Origin of the sequence: Enterobacter sp. Tr-810, from assembly GCF_011752765.1 — a bacterium.
Taxonomy (GTDB): domain Bacteria; phylum Pseudomonadota; class Gammaproteobacteria; order Enterobacterales; family Enterobacteriaceae; genus Enterobacter; species Enterobacter soli.
The window spans coordinates 150,167-169,491 of record NZ_VWWW01000004.1 but is presented as its reverse complement, the minus strand read 5'-3'; the positions used below and the strand labels follow the sequence as shown (position 1 = coordinate 169,491).

17 protein-coding genes and 1 pseudogene are annotated in these 19,325 nt (G+C 53.9%); 5 read left to right on the top strand and 13 right to left on the bottom strand.

All coding sequences use genetic code 11. The annotated features are described in order from the left end of the window. Positions 1-54 precede the first annotated feature (54 nt). From recC to rppH, 9 genes are all read right to left on the bottom strand, one after another. Complete coding sequence (gene recC, locus F3J30_RS13620; RefSeq protein WP_166717583.1) at positions 55-3,429, bottom strand: exodeoxyribonuclease V subunit gamma; 3,375 nt, start codon at positions 3,427-3,429, stop codon at positions 55-57. A gap of 12 nt (positions 3,430-3,441) precedes the next feature. After that, positions 3,442-3,765, bottom strand: a complete 324-nt coding sequence (locus F3J30_RS13615) for a prepilin-type N-terminal cleavage/methylation domain-containing protein (protein WP_014071593.1) — start codon at positions 3,763-3,765, stop codon at positions 3,442-3,444. Continuing rightward, positions 3,750-4,154 carry a DUF2509 family protein gene (locus F3J30_RS13610; protein WP_166717582.1) on the bottom strand — a complete coding sequence of 135 codons (405 nt, stop codon included), beginning with the start codon at positions 4,152-4,154 and terminating at the stop codon, positions 3,750-3,752. The genes F3J30_RS13615 and F3J30_RS13610 overlap by 16 nt, the downstream gene beginning before the upstream one ends. Further along, positions 4,151-4,711 (bottom strand): prepilin peptidase-dependent protein, encoded by a 561-nt coding sequence (locus tag F3J30_RS13605; RefSeq protein WP_166717581.1) that lies wholly within the window; start codon positions 4,709-4,711, stop codon positions 4,151-4,153. The genes F3J30_RS13610 and F3J30_RS13605 overlap by 4 nt, the downstream gene beginning before the upstream one ends. Next, a complete protein-coding gene (locus F3J30_RS13600; protein ID WP_166717580.1) occupies positions 4,702-5,166 on the bottom strand; it encodes a prepilin peptidase-dependent protein in 465 nt (154 codons plus the stop codon). Before F3J30_RS13600 ends, F3J30_RS13605 begins: the two co-directional genes overlap by 10 nt. Positions 5,167-5,349: 183 nt before the next feature. Further along, complete coding sequence (gene thyA / locus F3J30_RS13595; RefSeq protein ID WP_166717579.1) at positions 5,350-6,144, bottom strand: thymidylate synthase; 795 nt, start codon at positions 6,142-6,144, stop codon at positions 5,350-5,352. 6 nt (positions 6,145-6,150) lie between these two features. Next, positions 6,151-7,026, bottom strand: coding sequence for a prolipoprotein diacylglyceryl transferase (lgt, locus tag F3J30_RS13590; RefSeq protein WP_166717578.1), 876 nt, complete (start codon positions 7,024-7,026; stop codon positions 6,151-6,153). 194 nt (positions 7,027-7,220) lie between these two features. Beyond that, positions 7,221-9,467, bottom strand: a complete 2,247-nt coding sequence (gene ptsP / locus F3J30_RS13585; protein WP_166717577.1) for a phosphoenolpyruvate--protein phosphotransferase — start codon at positions 9,465-9,467, stop codon at positions 7,221-7,223. A 12-nt stretch (positions 9,468-9,479) separates the two neighbouring features. Further along, a complete protein-coding gene (gene rppH, locus F3J30_RS13580; protein WP_014071600.1) occupies positions 9,480-10,010 on the bottom strand; it encodes an RNA pyrophosphohydrolase in 531 nt (176 codons plus the stop codon). Between the two features lie 442 nt (positions 10,011-10,452). Here rppH and F3J30_RS22660 point away from each other — a divergent pair. From F3J30_RS22660 to F3J30_RS13560, 4 genes and pseudogenes are all read left to right on the top strand, one after another. Beyond that, positions 10,453-10,539, top strand: a pseudogene (locus F3J30_RS22660) (hypothetical protein); the annotation flags it as partial. A gap of 154 nt (positions 10,540-10,693) precedes the next feature. Next, entirely contained in the window at positions 10,694-11,386 is a 693-nt protein-coding gene (mutH, locus tag F3J30_RS13570; protein ID WP_014071601.1) for a DNA mismatch repair endonuclease MutH, read from the top strand. A 129-nt stretch (positions 11,387-11,515) separates the two neighbouring features. After that, on the top strand, positions 11,516-11,734 hold the full coding sequence (locus F3J30_RS13565; protein WP_014071602.1) for a YgdI/YgdR family lipoprotein: 219 nt from the start codon (positions 11,516-11,518) through the stop codon (positions 11,732-11,734). Positions 11,735-11,857: 123 nt separating this feature from the next. Continuing rightward, positions 11,858-12,898 carry an NADP(H)-dependent aldo-keto reductase gene (locus F3J30_RS13560; RefSeq protein ID WP_014071603.1) on the top strand — a complete coding sequence of 347 codons (1,041 nt, stop codon included), beginning with the start codon at positions 11,858-11,860 and terminating at the stop codon, positions 12,896-12,898. A gap of 146 nt (positions 12,899-13,044) precedes the next feature. On the opposite strand, the gene lplT is transcribed toward F3J30_RS13560, so the two are convergent. Beyond that, complete coding sequence (gene lplT / locus F3J30_RS13555; RefSeq protein WP_166717576.1) at positions 13,045-14,238, bottom strand: lysophospholipid transporter LplT; 1,194 nt, start codon at positions 14,236-14,238, stop codon at positions 13,045-13,047. After that, on the bottom strand, positions 14,231-16,390 hold the full coding sequence (aas, locus tag F3J30_RS13550) for a bifunctional acyl-ACP--phospholipid O-acyltransferase/long-chain-fatty-acid--ACP ligase (RefSeq protein ID WP_166717575.1): 2,160 nt from the start codon (positions 16,388-16,390) through the stop codon (positions 14,231-14,233). The genes lplT and aas overlap by 8 nt, the downstream gene beginning before the upstream one ends. A 622-nt stretch (positions 16,391-17,012) precedes the next feature. Between aas and galR the strand changes: the two genes are divergently transcribed. Beyond that, entirely contained in the window at positions 17,013-18,029 is a 1,017-nt protein-coding gene (gene galR, locus F3J30_RS13545) for an HTH-type transcriptional regulator GalR (RefSeq protein WP_014071606.1), read from the top strand. Here the strand turns inward: galR and F3J30_RS13540 are convergent. Both F3J30_RS13540 and F3J30_RS13535 read right to left on the bottom strand, forming a co-directional pair. Then, positions 17,990-18,466, bottom strand: a complete 477-nt coding sequence (locus F3J30_RS13540) for a GNAT family N-acetyltransferase (RefSeq protein WP_166717574.1) — start codon at positions 18,464-18,466, stop codon at positions 17,990-17,992. The genes galR and F3J30_RS13540 overlap by 40 nt on opposite strands. Next, complete coding sequence (locus F3J30_RS13535) at positions 18,463-19,236, bottom strand: FCD domain-containing protein (protein WP_014071608.1); 774 nt, start codon at positions 19,234-19,236, stop codon at positions 18,463-18,465. Before F3J30_RS13535 ends, F3J30_RS13540 begins: the two co-directional genes overlap by 4 nt. Positions 19,237-19,325 lie beyond the last annotated feature (89 nt).

Sequence of the window (19,325 nt, the reverse complement as noted above, 5' to 3'; positions counted from 1 at the left end):
ACAGGAATTGCATAATAAATGAACAGTCAAATATGCGCAATTTTTATACGGCCATCAGGACTGATTAAATTTGAACAAAGGTAACAGGTACCGCTGTGCCTCTTCCGTGATAGCGTCGAAGTATTCTGGCTCAAGCGTTCGCCATAAACGTTGATACCAGACATCTTCCCCTTCTCCGCGCACGATCATGTTTCCTTCGTACGCCTGAACAAATTTACTACGGGCTTTTTGCAGCGAAATGTCATCCGTTAACATGGCATCATTCTGCGCGTCATAACAGGCTTTTATCCACGCACCACCACTTTCTGGCAGCAGCAGCAGAGGTTTGGTCATCCCCTGTCGATACCCTTCGATGAATATCGAGAGATATTCCATTGCCTGATTGGCAGCCATCGGCGGGAAGCGCCATTCCCCTTCTTTACGCACAAATAACCGGCTTTCACCTTCGTTGCCACCCGCACTGTAGACAAGGTGTTCGAGCCAGAGTTGCAATCCTTGTGAAACACTGAGCATCGAAGGTCGCCAGCGTAACAGCCCATCTTGCTGAACCTGTGGCAGCCAACCCGTAAGCTGGACGCCGTTACAGTTGAGATCGACCTCAATACTTTTACCCGGCAGGCGGCATTCAATGACGCGCTCAGCAAGGGCCTGCATCTCCTGACACTGCGCATCCCAGGCGATTTCGCCAAACGCACCATAAGGCAACTGCCCCGCCGCACGATAGCGGCGGAAAAGTTTGCGCGCATCGTCCTGCTCTACCAGCGCATTCAAAAGCTGCAGGTTGAGCTGATAGCGCTCAAGCCCATCCAGCGTAAAGGGTTCTGAGTCCGGAATATCGTTCTCTTCAGAACGGAAGTTGACCTGCAATCGTTGCTGGAAGAATGCCCGCACCGGATGGGCCCAGAATCGCTGGAGCTGCTCAAAGGTCAGCGTGTCAAAAGGACGAGGTTCAAGTTCCTGAATAAAATCAGTGTGTGCGTCGCCCTCTTTCTTCGCCGCAGGCAGCCACTCACGAGCATAGCTTCTGTACTCATTTGCCCCGTAGTTCAGCGGGTCAAACGGCATACGGGTATGACTACAGGTAATATGCGCTTTAACCCGCTGCTCGCTTTCATCACAATTGCGCTTTTCATCACCGGGCAGATAATGGCTCTGCCCGATGTAGTCCACCAGTTCCTGCACCAGTACGGACGGGAAGCGCTCACTGTTGTCCTGAATGGAACGCCCGATGTAGCTGATGTACAGCTTACTCTGGGCGGAAATCAGTGCTTCGAGGAACAGGTAGCGGTCATCATCACGGCGGCTACGGTCACCACGTTTTGGCTGCAGGCTCATAAGATCAAAACCGAGCGGCGCTAATGCCCGCGGATAGATGCCGTCGTTCATACCCAGCAGGCAAACCACTTTGAAGGGGATCGAACGCATAGGCATTAAGGTACAAATGTTGACCGGCCCTGCGAGGAAACGCTGGCTGATACGTTCCTGGTCAAGACGTTGTGTCAGTTCATCACGTAACAGCGATAACGGAACCGCTTCCGTGTAGTGCGAGCCGACTCCCTCATCCACGATGGCCTGCCACTGCTTTTCAATCAGCGCCATCGCCGCTTCGGTTTCACTGTCAGGCAGGAAGAAATCACTGAGCATCTCACGGCATACCGGCAGCCACTCTTCCAGCGGACGAGGCTGCATCAGCTCACGGCGCCAGCGGTTGAGCTGCATCAGGAGTGAAGCAAGATGGCCAACCAGCCCGGCAATTAAGCCGCTGGATTCGTCATAAGGAAGCACCTCATTCCACTCACCCTGGCTGCTTTCCATGGCATAGCCAAGCAGCATTCGCGTCAGCCCAAACTGCCAGGTATGTTGACCTGTCGGCGGGAGTTCGAATTCCTGAACGTTATCGTCGTCGATTCCCCAACGCACACCGGATTCATTAACCCACTGGCGAAGGTAGCGCAGCCCTTCTTCGTCAATGTCAAAGCGCGCAGCCAGTACGGGGACATCCAGCAGGGCCAGCACATCTTCAGATATGAATCGGCTATCCGGTAGCGACAGCAGGCTCACAAAGGCCTGCAATGCGGGGTGAGACTGACGCGCACGGCGGTCGGAAATCGCATACGGCAGATAGCGTTCTCCCGTTGCACTGCCAAATACCGCCTGAATGAATGGGCTGTAGCTGTCGATATCCGCCACCATCACAACAATATCGCGCGGCGTAAGGGTTGGATCGTCCTGCAACATCGCCAGTAACCTGTCGTGCAGGATCTCGACCTCACGCTGCGGGCTATGGCAAACATGGACCGTGATACTGCGATCGTCAGGATCCAGCCGTTTTTTGTTGTCGCTGCGGGCAAATTCTTCCGCGGTGATGCCCATGACCGCACGATTTTCCAAGTCCAGAATATCTAACTGAATGTTGTGCAGCAGGCTATCCGGCGTTATTTCAGCAAATGCATCCACGTCACCTTCACCCGACGAGGTGATATCAGAAAGCATGTGGATATAGTCGCGCCCCAGTTTCCCCCAGGAAGCCAGCAGAGGGTTAGGCAGGTTTTGAATCCCCTCTTCATCGAAAAGCTGCGAGGCGGTTGCACTGTCTTTAAACAACGGAACAGTACGCTCCTCAAAGATGCGTCGTCTTTGGCGAGTAACGAGCCGTGAGAGCCAGCGCGAATCCTGGATGTCGCCCCAGTAATGGCGGCACGGATTGGTAAAGAGAATATGGATATCAACATGCTTACCTAACGCTTTCAGGGCGTCCAGGTAAACCGGTGGTAAGGCCGATATGCCGCAGATAAACACCCGCGATGGCAAGCCGGGCGGGGTTTCAGAAGCCGTTTCCAGTATGGATATAAACTTGTCATATAAGTTGGCACGGTGCCATTTCGGCTGACCCAGAGCCTCAGTATGCTCTACCAGTGCTTTCCACAGCGGCGCCTGCCAGATTTGCGCTTCGGGCAAACCGTCCACAAGTTCACCCGCTTCCCAGCGAATTAACCAGTCGGAACGGTAAACCAGGTACTGGTCATAGAGATCGGCGGTGCGCGACGCCAGCTGGAATAACTTGCGCTTGTCGGTGTCATCAGTGAGGTAGTGGCGCAGCATAGCAAACTCATCGTGCGGCAGCATTCCAGGCAGCAGCGACATCAGCTTCCAGCTCATGCTTTGCTTGTTAAAGGCGCTCTGCTTTGGAATATCAGGCAATACGCGAACAAACATGTCCCAGATAAAGCTCGCGGGCAGAGGGAACTCAATGTTGGCCGCGATACCAAACTTCTGTGACAAGGACATTTGCAGCCACTGTGCCATACCGGTGCTTTGCACCAGCACCATTTCAGGCTCAAAGGGATCGTCAAGACGCTCTCGCTCTACGATAAATTCCATCAGCGCTTCCAGCACATCCAGACGATTTGAGTGATAGACCCTTAACATAGACGCTCCCGACTACTGGCTAACCGGGCAGTGCAGGCGTGTCATCTCACCGCGCTGCCCCAGAGGAGAAATAATAATAGCTGTGATGCTGACACATCCGGACTGTAATGTCTGCACCCGGCTCACCTGCCAGCCCGCAGGTAACGCGTTGACGTCGACCTGAGACTGATTCCAGCCGTTATGCCAGAGCTGACGATACTGGTTTAGCGTCACGAACCGGGACGCCAGAGCCCGGTAATAACCGGACAATGCGGTGACGGTCGTCACCAGAAGTACCATTGCCAGCAAGACTTCAACCAGACTAAACCCCTGCTGTCTGTTCAGGGCAACTGACATAGTGCATTCTCCTTCAGTGGGCAAAAATCACTCCAGCCATGGGGTGAAAAGCGTATACGCCCTTCGGTAATGCCCCCCAGCCGCCACAACAGCAGGTCATGGCTTCCTGCGATCAGTAGCACCTGATTGTCATTCAGCAGCCGCAAACAGACTCGTGACTGTTGCGCTGGCTGCCTGCACTGAACATCAGGCTGTAGCGCCCATTGCTGGACCTTTCCCCATTCCAGCGCCGACTGTACGCCCGCCTGATGGCGAATGGCGTTGCTCTCGCCACTGACCAGTGCGCTAAAGGTTTCAAGCTGTTGGTTTAGTCCCGTCAGGATCAAACTGCCGAGCACCAGCAAAAGCAGAACCATAGCCAGTGAAGATACCCCGGATTGTCGGTTCACAGATTAAACCCCGTCACACCATAGCGCGCCAGATAAGCGTCGCCCAGCCCGTTTTTCCGGCTGGCGGTCAGCTCAATATTCAGCTCCGGAGCGAAACCTGAACGCTCACGCTTGCTTACCACGAATGACTGGATAAGGAGCCTGTCCGGGTCGGTCAGTTTGTCCCAGCCTTTACTTTCACAGGATGTCGCACCGCGCAGGGTTTCCAGTGAACCGGATTCCAGGCGAAACCCCGTGCTGTCGTTTTCCGATGCCGACACATCCCAGGTACCATTGCTGTTCGCATCCCATTGCACTATTACGCAACGCCCTTGTCTGCCAATGACCAGCCCTTCTCCCTGACAATTCCCCGCGCAGTATCCCGCTCGCTGAAGATGCTTACCAATTGAAAAAAGCCGTTGCCAGACCTCCTCTTCAAGCTCCTGTCGACCCGATTGCAGCAGAACAGCCCGCTGCATCCCAGGTAAAAACCGGGCAGTGCTCAACAGCAAAATGCTGCCGATCAGCATGGCAATCAGCACTTCTGTCAGCGAGAAACCGCGTTGCTTTAACGACATACACTCCCTCCGGCGGTGTTACACATCCTGATTCGGCCTGTGTTGGAAACCATCACCAGCCATTCGCCTGCACCACTGCTCACCCGAACATGCCCGGCCCATGCCGTATCTCTTAGCCCATAGAACCCAAGCGCCGGAGTCAATTCACTGATAGTGACCTCCGGCCAGAGTGGTTTGAGGACAAAGACACCATCCGCTTCACAGGCCGGGACAACTGAGCTGAAAAGACACCCGCTTTCCCCGTTATCCTGAAGGGCAATTTTATGTTCGCGGTTATGCCTGTTGGCATCGTTGCGCAGGAACACAAGGTAGTCGCGCACCTGGCTGGCGGTTTGCCACAAACGCTGTTGCTGTTGCCAGCTGTTCCAGCTGTAAAGCCCGGCGGCGCTAAGAATGACAACCAGTGAAATAGCGACCAGGGTTTCGATTAGCGTAAAGCCCGTCTGTTTTTTCATGGCGCTAGTGTGGTGCAGCGCAGTGAGGCTGACGAGTCAGAAATCAGGGCATTACGAGGCGTTTTCCAGTGAATTCACCTTGTTGCAGGGCGTTGCAAAATCGCTGGATACCGGCTCGAAAAACAGAACGGAGGCAAAAAAAACCGGCGCTAATAAGCACCGGTTGTGTCAGGATTTGCGCTATCAGATAGCGACAGGGGCTTTGATGCCTGGATGCGGGTCGTAACCCTCAATCTCGAAATCGTCAAAGCGATAGTCAAAGATTGATTCTGGTTTACGTTTGATAACCAGTTTCGGCAGTGCGCGCGGCTCACGGGTGAGCTGAAGATGCGTCTGTTCCATATGGTTGCTGTACAGATGGGTATCACCACCTGTCCAGACGAAATCACCCACTTCCAGGTCGCACTGTTGCGCCATCATGTGCACCAGCAGCGCATAGCTTGCAATGTTAAACGGCAGGCCGAGGAACACATCGCAGGAGCGCTGATAGAGCTGACAAGACAGTTTTCCATCCGCGACATAGAACTGGAAGAACGCATGGCAAGGCGCCAGTGCCATTTTGTCCAGTTCGCCAACGTTCCACGCCGAAACGATAATACGGCGCGAATCCGGATCGTTTTTCAGCTGGTTCACTACGGTCGTGATTTGGTCGATATGGCGGCCATCAGGCGTTGGCCATGCACGCCATTGCTTACCGTAAACCGGGCCGAGGTTACCGTTCTCATCTGCCCATTCGTCCCAGATAGAGACGTTGTTTTCGTGCAGATAGGCAACGTTGGTATCGCCTTGCAGGAACCAAAGCAGTTCATGAATGATCGAGCGCAGGTGGCAGCGCTTAGTCGTCACCAGTGGAAAGCCTTCTTGCAGATTGAAGCGCATCTGGTGGCCAAAAATGGAGATCGTGCCGGTACCGGTACGGTCATTTTTCGGCGTGCCCTCATCGAGCACTTTTTTCATCAATTCAAGATACTGTTTCATGGTTCCTCAGGAAAGTTGTTGCTGTGGACGACGACGATACGCCCAAATCATCATAATGGCACCCGCGACAATCATCGGAATGGAGAGGATCTGCCCCATACTGATGTACTGTACCCACTCGCCGGTAAACTGCGCATCCGGCTGGCGGAAGAACTCGACGATGATACGGAACGCGCCGTAGCCAATCAGGAACAGGCCAGAAACAGCCCCCATCGGGCGCGGTTTGCGGATAAACAGATTCAGGATGATAAACAGCACCACGCCTTCCAGCGCCAGCTCATACAGCTGAGACATGTGACGTGGCAGAACGCCGTAGGTATCGAAAACAGATTGCCACTCAGGGTGAGATGGCAGCAGCGCCACATCTTCTGCACGAGAGCCCGGGAACAGCATGGTCCAGGAGACACTCGGGTCGACACGGCCCCACAGCTCACCGTTGATGAAGTTACCAAGGCGCCCGGCTCCCAGACCAAACGGGATCAACGGTGCAATAAAATCAGCCACCTGGAAGAAGTTGCGCTTGGTGCGTTTAGCGAAGACCACCATCACCAGGATCACACCAATCAGGCCGCCGTGGAACGACATGCCACCGTCCCAGACGCGGAACAGATAGAGCGGATCGCTCAGGAATACCGGGAGGTTATAGAACAGGACATAGCCGATACGGCCACCCAGGAATACACCGAGGAAGCCTGCATACAGCAGGTTTTCCACTTCGTTCTTCGTCCAGCCACTGCCAGGACGGCTGGCGCGACGGCCCGCAAGCCACATGGCAAAGACAAAGCCCACCAGGTACATCAGTCCGTACCAGTGAAGCGCTACAGGTCCTACTGAGAAAATGACCGGATCAAATTCCGGAAAATGCAGATAACCACTGTTCATCTGTCACCACAAGATGTTGTTATTCCGCTGAAAGTGGACAGCGGTAAAAATGCGTCCCCGCCGTTGGCAGGTGCTCCAAGGTTGCGAATCATAGCATAAGCCTGAAGCTGAGGATGCGCCTGAGATGTAAAAGATGTGTATAGAGTTTTGTGCCACCGGATGCCCTCTTCCACGGGAAGAGGGCGATAAATGGCTTAGCGACCGCCGCGGATCAGCCCGCCCATACCACGGCGCTCCATAAAGGCAGCCACCTGATGACGCACCTCGGTTGCCAGTTGCGCTTCGAGGCTTCGTGCGGCAAGTTCACGGGCATCGTCAAATTCGATATGACGTAGCAGGTATTTCACGCGCGCCACAGAGCGTCCATTCATCGACAAATGGCGGAATCCCAGTCCGATGAGGATTGCCACACACATGGAATCACCGGCCATTTCACCACACAAACGCAGGTCGATCCCGTACTGGTCAGCTTCGCGGGCAATCATAGACAACGCTCGCAGCATGGCGGGATGCAGGCTGTCGTAGATGCTGGCGACGCGGGTGTTGTTACGATCGACGGCCAGAATATACTGAGTCAGGTCGTTGGTACCGACAGAGATAAAATCAACGCGATTCGCCAGTTGCGGCAGCATAAAGACCATTGACGGGACTTCAAGCATCACGCCGATACGCGGTTTGGGGATCGCGTAACCGATCATCTCTTCGACTTCACGCCCGGCGCGTTCGATCAAACGCCGGGCTTCGTCGATCTCATCAATACTGGTGACCATCGGCAGCAGGATACTGAGATTACCGGTAGCAGCGTTTGCACGCAGCATGGCGCGTACCTGGATCAGGAAGATCTCCGGCTGATCGAGCGTAATGCGTATCCCTCGCCAGCCGAGGCACGGGTTTTCTTCACTGATTGGCATGTAGGGCAGCTGTTTATCTGCCCCGACATCCAGGGTGCGCAGCGTAACGGGTTTATCGTTAAACATCTGCAACATGCCCTGATACTGGGCGACTTGTTCTTCTTCCGACGGGAAGCCGCTTTGCAGCATGAACGGGATTTCGGTGCGATATAAGCCAATACCGTCTATCCGGCTGCCGAGCTTTTCTTCATGCTCGGGGCTTAAGCCTGCATTGAGCATCACTTTGACCCGCTCGCCGCTTTTCAGCTGCGCAGGTAAGTTAACGTCATCTTCTGCCAGCTTGCTTAATTCATTCTCTTCGCTGATAAGACGCTGGTATTCCTGAAGCAGAACGGGTTCAGGATCAACCAACAGCTCACCACGATAACCATCCACCACCAGCGTACGTCGGTGCAGCACCGATGGCTGGATATCGGCCCCCATAACCGTCGGGATGCCGAGTGCACGCACCATGATGGCGGCATGAGAGTTGGCAGCACCATCGCGAACCACCACACCGGCCAGCCGGTCCTGCGGCAGCTCTGCGAGTGTCGTGGCCGAGAGTTCATCGGCAACCAGCACAAAGCGTTTTGGCCAGGCATTGGCCCCCTGAATGGTGTCGTCGAGATGGAAAAGCAGGCGCTGCCCCAGGGAACGTAAATCCCCTGCACGCTCTTTCAGATAACCGTCAGTCAGCGCGGCAAACTGTTCGGCAAATTTCTCGATAACTTTCTTAACGGCCCACTCGGCAACGAAGCCTTTATCCACCTCGGCAAACAGCTCCCGGCGCAAACGTGCATCGGAAAGCAGGTGTGAATAAAGGTCAAAAATTGCAGCCGTCTCTTTTTGCGCCCCCGCAGCAAAACGCTTGCTGTAGCGACGAAACTCATTTGCCGCCTCTTCCAGCGCCGCGGTGAGGCGCTCACGTTCAAGGGCTTCATCCAGCGTCGAGGCTTCGTACACCTGCTCCATCAGCGGCAGCGTGGCATCCATCCAGCCTTCGGCGATGGCAACGCCCGGAGAAGCTGGGAGCGCGCGGATACGGGTATGACGATACTGCCCGAAAAGTGCAGTGAGCTGAGACTGTGAAAGAATGGCCGCCATCTGCGTGGCCAGCGTGACGAGGAAAGACTCTTCGCTTTCATCGTACTGACGCAGTTCGCGCTGCTGAACAACCAGCACGCCGAGAAGCTGACGGCGCTGAATGATAGGCACACCCAGAAACGCGCGGAAGCGCTCTTCTTTCACGGAAGGAATGTATTTAAAGCTTGGGTGTTTTTGCGCATCGGCCAGGTTGATGGGTTCGGCAAGCCGACCTACCAGGCCGACAATACCTTCATCAAATGCGAGCGTAACGGTGCGTCCGCGTGGTTTTTTCAAACCACGGGTCGCCATCAGGTAATAGCAACGCCGGTCATGGTCGGCCAGATACACCGAACAAACCTCGGTCTCCATCGCAAGACAGATGTCAGTTACCAGAATGTTCAGCGCCTCGTTAAGACGAGGCGCGCTGGCCACCTTTTCGACTATTTCTCGCAAGCGGGTGAGCATGATTTGCGTAGCTTAACCTCTTTTACGTCGCCAGGCAGGTGCGCTTTGCGGCTTAGGAGGTGTCTCCTGAAGCGACATCACCACACTTGCGAACTCTTTCATCACCCTACGGTAAACATCGCGCTTAAAGGACACGACCTGACGAACAGGATACCAGTAGCTCACCCAGCGCCAGCCATCAAACTCCGGCGTACTGCTGGTTTGCATATTGATATCTGAATCGTTGCCCACCAACTGCAATAGAAACCACTTCTGTTTCTGGCCGATACAAACCGGCTTTGTGTCCCATCGCACCAAACGTTTCGGTAACTTGTAACGCAACCAGTTGCGGGTTGAAGCCAGGATGCGAACATCTTTCCGGCTTAAACCGACCTCTTCAAACAGCTCCCGGTACATCGCTTGTTCTGGGGACTCTCCCGGATTGATCCCGCCTTGCGGGAACTGCCAGGAGTGCTGACCATATCGCCGGGCCCACATGACCTGGCCCTGACGATTACAAATTACAATTCCTACGTTTGGGCGGTAGCCATCGTCATCTATCACCGGACTACCCCAAACTAAACCTTATATATGAATGATTGTTTCACACTCCAGGGAGGCGGTAAACCACTCTCTTACAGGCCTGCAACCTAATAACATTTGAATAACCCACAATTATGAGTGGAGTTATAAACAGATGAGGTGCCATAAGGCCAATTTTATTCACCTTTTCTGTGGATATAGTTGTGAAGAAGTACGGAATTACCGATGAACAACCTGATCGGACGTTGAAATCACCTGCAAAGCGAAATAAATATACTCTTTGTTTTTCATATGATTAATGCTGTTTTTATGCAATCAAACCTCAATAACGTGATGATCATCACACGAGAAATCATCGTACTGATGAAAGATCGAACAGAGTCGGTTTTATCCACAGATTGTGCCAATAAGTTAAACACAATTTGTGTGAAAATTCGATTTTCGTCGCACGTCAAGGCTGTAAATTGAAACAGTAGTAGGGGTTATTCCCAGTTATCCCACTTTTCTGTGGATAACATGGTGTAAGATCCTGTTTATTGTCAGTGACCAGATTTGAACAACCTGTTTTTCGCACTCATTTGATTTCTAAACAAAAGATAAAATCACATACAAATCATATACATGGCATATTCGTACAGAAAAAGTTAAACTCTATCCACAGGGCACAAAAACTTAGTTCATTTTTTAATCAAAAGGTTATCTTCATGCATTCGCTTACGCCGCTGCTCTCTCCTCCCACCAGCGAAGACCAATTGCTGCATCAGGCACAGCGCCTGGCGGGTTTTTCGCTTGGCGAGCTGGCCGCGATGGCAGGCTTGCCCATTCCCAACGATCTCAAACGTGACAAAGGCTGGATTGGCATGTTGCTCGAGCTGTGGCTGGGGGCTAGTGCGGGCAGTAAACCCGAACAGGATTTCGCAGCACTTGGCGTTGAACTGAAAACGATCCCGGTGGATAGCCAGGGAAAGCCGCTGGAAACCACTTTTGTGTGCGTAGCGCCGTTAACCGGCAATACAGGCGTAACGTGGGAAACCAGCCATGTACGCCATAAACTGAAACGCGTGCTGTGGGTTCCTGTAGAAGGCGACAGGCAAATTCCGCTCGCTGAGCGCCGTGTCGGTGCGCCGCTGTTGTGGAGCCCCGATGAAGATGAAGAGAGACAACTGTGCCTGGACTGGGAAGAGTTGATGGATATGATCGTGCTCGGGCACGTTGAGCGCATTACCGCCCGGCATGGCGAAGTTTTGCAGTTACGCCCAAAAGCTGCCAACAGTAAAGCGCTCACAGAAGCTATCGGCGCTCATGGCGAACCGATCCTGACGCTGCCTCGGGGCTTTTATCTCAAAAAGAATTTCACCGGTGCTCTGCTTGCTCGCCATTTCTTACTCAAAACATAGATCTTTAACGAAATTTGCGATGTATCAAACACAATCACCTGGTTTTTAAGATTTTACCGCTTTCTCCTGTCGCATTATCGGGTTATTACTACACTATGATTTGATACGAGCCAGGTGAGGACGATAACGATGAAAAAATGGGCAGTGTTAATTTCAGCAGTTGGTTTAGCGTTTGCAGTATCGGGCTGTAGCAGTGATTACGTTATGTCGACCAAAGATGGCCGGATGATCCTGACTGACGGCAAACCCGAAGTTGATGATGATACCGGGCTGGTCAGCTATCGCGACCAGGAAGGCAACAAAATGCAAATCAACCGCGACGAAGTTTCGCAAATCATCGAACGGTAAACAGATAAAGGTCAGTAGCTTGCTGGCCTTTTTGATTTTTCTCTTCCCCTTTTGTCTCCCCTCTGCCATGTTTATATTCCTTCGTCGGGGAGTTCCTGACGCCCATTGTAAAGGAAGCCGGCTATGCATTATCACCGTATCCCCCACAGCTCTCTGGAGATAAGCCAACTGGGGTTGGGCACGATGACATTTGGTGAACAAAACAGCGAAGCCGATGCCCATGCGCAACTCGATTATGCCGTGAGTCAGGGAATTAACCTGATTGACGTTGCAGAGATGTACCCTGTTCCTCCGCGCCCGGAAACACAGGGCTTAACAGAAACTTACGTCGGTAACTGGCTGGCAAAACGCGGAAATCGTGAAAAGCTGATTGTCGCCTCTAAAGTCAGCGGCCCGTCGCGTAACAATGATGCCGGGATCCGTCCAAACCAGATCCTCGATCGCAAAAACATCCGCGCCGCGCTGGATGCCAGCCTTCAGCGCCTGCAGACCGACTATCTCGATCTTTACCAGGTGCACTGGCCACAGCGCCCGACCAACTGTTTCGGTAAGCTCGGCTATAGCTGGAACGAAAGCGCGCCAGTCGTTACCCTGCTCGAAACGCTGGAAGCCCTGGCAGAATGTCAGCGCGCAGGCAAAATCCGCTACATTGGCGTCTCTAACGAAACGGCATTTGGCGTGATGCGCTATCTGCATCTGGCGGATAAACACGATCTGCCGCGTATCGTCACTATTCAGAACCCATACAGCCTGCTGAACCGCAGCTATGAAGTGGGTCTGGCTGAAGTGACACAGTATGAAGAGGTTGAGCTGCTCGCCTACTCATGCCTGGGCTTTGGCACGCTTACCGGTAAATATCTGAATGGCGCGAAACCTGCCGGCGCGCGTAACACCCTGTTCAGCCGCTTTACCCGCTACAGTGGCGAGCAGACGCAAAAAGCCGTCGCGGCATATGTTGATATTGCTAAACGACACGGGCTGGATCCGGCACAGATGGCACTGGCCTTCGTACGTCGTCAGCCGTTTGTTGCCAGCACCCTGCTGGGCGCAACCACTATGGAACAGCTGAAGACCAACATTGAGAGTTTCCATCTTAACCTCAGCGAAGAGGTGTTAGCGGAAATTGAAGCGGTGCATCAGATTTATACCTACCCGGCACCGTAATAAACGCAAAACGGCAACACAGGTTGCCGTTTTTTTTGCGCCGCTGAGTACCGTAGGCCGGGTAAGGCGTAGCCGCCACCCGGCTTTTTGTCGGTGTCAGTGCCTGCCATTGCCCGGTGGCGCTACGCTTACCGGGCCTACAACACTCAACGCCGACGCTGCCAGACCCACAACCCGGCAATCGCCAGCGCGAAGATAGCGCCGAACCCAACCCCAATCGCCACTGCCGGTGTACCCACTTTCACCGCCAGCGAGTAAAGCCCAAGCATCAGCAGCATCGCCGCGTTCTCACCCAGGTTTTGCACCGCAATAGCATTTCCCGAGCCAACGGTCTGCTTACCGCGATCCTGAAGCAGCGCATTGAGCGGTACAACAAAGAAACCACCAAGAATACCGATCAGAATGAGCAAGACATATGCCGGAAGTAATGCATGTTGCAGAGAGAAAATCAGCACAACAACGCCTATCATTATCCCCGCCGGCATACAGCGTGCAACGGTGTCGAGCGTCACCAGTTTCGCCGCAGCGCCTGCGCCAACCACAATCCCGATCGCCACCATCGCGTTAAGATAGGTCGGTGTGGCATTGTCAGTGATCCCCAACGACACCGGAACCCACAGTACCAGCAGGAAGCGCAACGTAACGCCCGCGCCCCAGAACATGCTGGTTCCAGTTAAAGAAAAACGCGTTTCGCCGTTGCGCCACAGCACGCGGCAGGCATTAAAGAAGCTGGCAGTCATTGGCGTAAAGCGCCAGGATTGCCCGGGTCTTGCCACGGCCAGTTTCGGGATAAACAGGTTCGCCACTACCGCGCCGCCGTATACCACCGCGCAAATGCCGAGCGCTGCCAGCACATGCCAGTCGGCCAGCACACCACCCGCTACAGAGCCGAGCAGAATAGCGGCTATCGTTGAGGACTCCATCAGGCCGTTGGCTTTCACCAGCTTGTCACCGGTGGTCAGTTCACCCAGGATGCCATACTTCGCCGGAGAATAGGCCGCCGCGCCAATGCCCACCAGCGTATAGCCGATAAACGGGTTGAAACCAAAACAGATACTGGCTGCGCCCAGCAGCTTGAGGCTGTTGGCGAACATCATGACCCGGCCTTTTGGGAAACTGTCCGCCACTTGTCCCACAAAGGGGGCAAAAACAATGTAAGCACCCACAAACACCATCTGGAGGATCGGCTGGCTCCAGTCGGGGTAGAACTCCGCTTTCAGCAGTGCCAGGGTGGCAAACAGCAAGGCGTTATCGCCAAAGGCTGACAGGAACTGGGCAGCAATCACTGCCATCATGCCTTTAGACCAGATTGAGGTGTTAGTGTGCACTGACTCACGCATTCTGCTGTTCCGCCTCTTCAAGCATCCCTTTCAGGGTGACAAAATCGGGTTTACCGCTGCCCAGTACCGGCAATTGTTTCAGATAACGGATATCACGTGGCACGGCCAGTTCAGGAATGCCGTGTTCACGGGCATGGCGTAGCAACTGTTCGCGCTTAAGTTCGCTATCCGTCGTGAACAGCACCAGCGCTTCACCTTTGCTGGCATCGCTTTTCACGACCGTCGCGTGAAGTTTGTCGGCAGAAACCGCCGTCGCCAGCTGCTCGACCATCTCCAGAGAAATCATCTCGCCTGCTATCTTGGCAAAGCGTTTTGCCCGACCCTGGATTTGCACAAAGCCTTGTTCGTCAAAACGAACGATATCGCCGGTGTCATACCAGCCTGATTCAACAACGCCGTCGATGTTTTCCGCCGTTGGCTCTTCCAGCACGCCCGGGTTCTCGACTCGCAGATACCCGTTCATCACGTTTGGCCCCTTCAGCTGTAAGCGACCACCGTCTTCAATCCCCTGTACAGCCAGCAAACGTGCGTCCATGCCTGGCAGGATACGCCCAACGGTGGCGGGTTTTGAGGCCATCGGCACGTTGATAGACACCACCGGCGCGCACTCCGTCACCCCGTAGCCTTCCAGGATGCGCAGACCAAACTTGTCCTGCCAAATCTGACGGGTGCTGTCCTGGAGTTTTTCCGCTCCGGCAACCACATAACGCACGCGATAGAAGTCATAAGGATTGGCAAAACGGGCGTAGTTTCCGAGGAAAGTGGATGTCCCGAAAATCACCGTGCAGTTACGGTCATACACCAGTTCCGGCACAATGCGATAATGCAACGGGCTTGGATAGAGGAAGACCTCGGCACCAGTCAGCAGCGGCGTAAACAACCCGACCGTCAGGCCAAAGGAGTGGAACAGTGGCAGCGCCGACATAAAGCGGTCATTGGCCGTAAAGTCTGCAATGGTTTTGATCTGCTCGACGTTAGCCAGAATGCTCTTGTGGCTGTGAACGACCCCTTTCGGGTTCCCTTCAGAGCCAGAGGTAAAGAGGATAATCGCCGCGTCTTCCGGCTGCTGTTTTACCTGCGCCAGGCGTGGCATCAGCAGGTGGGCAAAGATCCACAGCTTGTCGCCCGTCGTCACATCTGCTTTGAGATCTTCCAGGAATACCCAGCGAACCTGAGTCAGCTGTTCCGGCAGATGCCATAACTTGCCTTTATCGAGGAACTGACGCGAGGTAAAGACGGTTTTAAGTTGCGCCGCCATGATGGCGCTGGTCAGCCCTTTAACGCCCGCCGTATAGTTCATCATTGCCGGAATGCGGCCGCGGGAGACAGCGCCAAAAATCACCGCCGCACTGATACCGGCGTTAGGCAACATCAGGCCAATTTTTTCGCCTTTCTGACTGTATTTTTCAAGAATACGGCCAACAAACAGCGTTTTGGTCAACAGCTTGCGGTAGGTATCTGGCGTAAAGTTGATGTCTTCAATGCAGTTTTTCTTCGCACCATAACGATGTTGCGCCGACAACAATGATTCGTAGAGCGTTTCGCGTGGGCGGATCGCCATGCGCGCTTCCATCATTATCTGGTGCAGCATTTCACCCGCAATTTTACGGCGGTCACGCGCACGTGGCGCATCCGGCATCGGCAACGTGGTCGGCGGCAGAATATGCAGGGTAATCTTCGGAAACAGGCGCTGCTTTACCAACCCTTTCAGGCGGCTGAAATGGCTCAGTTCCGCCCCTTCAATACGCAGCGGGACAACGGTTGCTTTCGATTTCGCTGCCACAAACCCCGCGCCATCGTAGATTTTCATCAGCGACCCGGTCACAGAGATGCGCCCTTCCGGGAAAATCACCACCGGCCGCCCCTGCTCAACCAGACGTACCAGATGTTTAATCATCATCGGTTTTGTCGGGTCGAGTGGAACGAAATCAATCAGTGGCGCCAGCCAGCGCATAAACCACTGCTGGCTGATAGAGGTATAAACGGCAAAAACCGGACGCACGGGCAAAAATAGCGCCAGCAAAATGCCATCAATAAAGGAAACGTGGTTTGGGGTGATAAGAACGCGCTCGCCTTTTAGCGCCTGGGTATCACCGGTGACGCGAATGCGAAAGAGGATACGAAAGAGTGTACGGAAGAACCCAAAAAGCATTTCAACTCCCTTTGCCAGCCAGAGTGGGATGTTCTTTAAATGGTGGCAGATTACACGAGAAGTGCAGCAGGAGCGATAGCTAAAACCGGGCAAAAAAAAACCTGCGCATCCGCGCAGGTTGGTGCAAGTGATGAGTACGAGATGCGTACTAAGAATTCTCACCAATCAATACCTCTGGGATCTTGATTGTGGATGTTCGACATGTGCTTCGCCAGTGAGAAAACGCAAGGGAATGAGCCGAAGTGCAACCAGTTGTGAATATTCTCTGTTGCTGTTACAGGTTGAACTGTGAGGCAAAAAAAACCTGCGTAGAAACGCAGGTTGGTGTAAATCGTGTTAATCAACCGGAGTTGATTTCACCTATCAATACCTCTGGGATCTCGACTCTACCAATCTGCTAACAGTCCCGACTATCAGACAATCGCAACAGCCTGAGGCAAAGTGTAACTAAAGGTTCAGATTGACATTATTTTGACATGTCTTGCTGTGTAACGATTACACCGTCAGGGTATGTTCTGCGTCACGTTTGTGGATTGCTGCCCCCCCCGCCCCTTGAATGCGCGCTGCTTTTCCGCAACACTAGTTCGTGTGTAAACGCTTACCCCCACTAAGAAGGTATTAAATGGCGACAATTAAGGATGTGGCTCGTCTGGCTGGTGTTTCCGTCGCGACCGTCTCGCGCGTGATCAACAATTCACCAAAAGCCAGTGACGCATCACGCCAGGCAGTACAAAGCGCCATGGAAACGCTGAATTACCACCCCAACGCCAATGCCCGCGCACTGGCTCAGCAGTCGACAGAAACCATTGGTCTGGTCGTGGGTGATGTATCAGATCCCTTTTTCGGCGCGATGGTTAAAGCCGTCGAACAGGTTTCTTACCAGACGGGGAATTTCCTGCTGATTGGCAACGGCTACCATAGCGAACAAAAAGAACGTCAGGCCATCGAACAGCTGATCCGCCACCGCTGCGCTGCGCTGGTCGTCCATGCCAAAATGTTGCCCGATGCAGAACTCATCAGCCTGATGAAACAAATTCCCGGGATGGTAATCATCAACCGAATTATTGCCGGATATGAAAAACGCTGCGTTGCCCTCGATGACCGTTACGGCGCCTGGCTGGCAACCCGTCATCTGATCCAGCAGGGCCATACCCGCATCGGTTATCTCTGTTCTAACCACCCCATTTCGGATGCGGATGACCGCCTGCAAGGCTACTACGACGCACTGCGCGAAAACGGTCTGCCGTGTAACGACCGTCTGGTTGCCTACGGTGAGCCTGACGAAAGCGGCGGCGAGCAGGCCATGACGGAGCTGTTAGGCCGCGGGCGGACTTTCACCGCCGTTGCCAGCTATAACGACTCAATGGCCGCAGGTGCGATGGGGGTGTTAAATGACAACGGAATTGACGTGCCGGCAGAAATTTCGCTGATTGGCTTTGATGATGTGCTGGTGTCTCGTTATGTGCGTCCACGTCTGACCACCGTGCGTTATCCTATTGTGACGATGGCAACGCAGGCAGCAGAGCTGGCATTAGCGCTGGCAGATAAACGCCAGCCGCCAGAAATTACGCATCTGTTCAGCCCAACGCTGGTGCGCCGTCACTCCGTGGTGCCACCCGCTGAAGGACAAAGCGAATAACGATACAGATGGACCGTTTTGTTCGGGTATTCCAGACCATCGCCGATATAGCGCCAGCCGTAACGTTCGTAAAAGTCGCGGCAGGCAGACCAAAGATGTAATTCGGAATACCCGGCCTGTTCCGCAAAAGCGATGACATGTTCCTGCAACAGCCCCGCCAGCCCCTTGCCGCGAGCCGCCTCATCAACGTACAACGCGGCAAGCCAGGGATAAAGATCCTGACGGCTGATCAAATCACAGCGCCATAACCCCACCGTCCCCAGCAGTTGCTCGCCTTCCACGGCAATAAACGTCAGCGGCAGCGCGCCCGGGGTCTGGCTGTGGTCAATCACGCTCTGGAAAAACTCACGAGGCAGGCCGTCGCCGAAAGCCTGCCAGATCCAGTCGATAACCTGTTCTGCAAACTGCTGTGCGGCATAAAGCGGCAGAATATTCACACCAGCTTCCCCTGAAAAACAGGCACGGATTCAAAAAGATAACCGTCAAAATCTGGTGCATCTTCGTCAGACAGTTCAAGCAGACTCTTTTTCACATTTTCGAGATGCTGGAACATAGCCTGCCATGCGCCCATCACATCACGCCGACGCAGTGCCGCGAGGATAGTTTGACGATCGCCGAGCCATTTCAGACGCCAGGCACGGCTGCCAATATGTACGTTGAACTGCTGCCACAGCGGGCTGCTGTCCATGTGATGCCAGATGCTTTCAACCGTTGCCAGTAGCATCTGATTTTGTGTTGCCCCCGCTAACACCAGGTGGAACATTTTGTTGTTATCCTGGCTTTTATCGTCGGCGGCAATGGCCCGCTGCTCCTGCTCAATGATGCGGCGCAGGTTATCGATGTCCGCGCGGGTGGCCATTTTTGCGGCAAACGCGGCGATGTTACTTTCAAGCAGCTGGCGCGCCTGCAAAATCTCAAACGGGCCAACATCGCTATTCAGGAAGCGCTCTTCTTCACTTTCATGCTCTTCAGGGATGCGCATCACGTAGACGCCCGACCCCTGCCGAATATCCACCGTGCCCTGCAATTCCAGCATCAGTAACGCCTCACGCACGATGGTGCGGCTGACTCCATAGGTCTCGGCAATGTTCCGCTCCGGCGGCAGGCGCGAGCCAACGGGATAATGCCCCTGGATAATTTGCGCACGCAAATCCTCGCCAATCTCCTGGTACTGTTTTTTTTCCGGCGGGACGACTGCCTGTTCCACGATATCACCTGTACTTAGCTGTTAATGCGCAGGCCGGGCATCCTCCCGGCCAGTTTGTGCACTATTTTACCAGAACCCACACTGTTTGC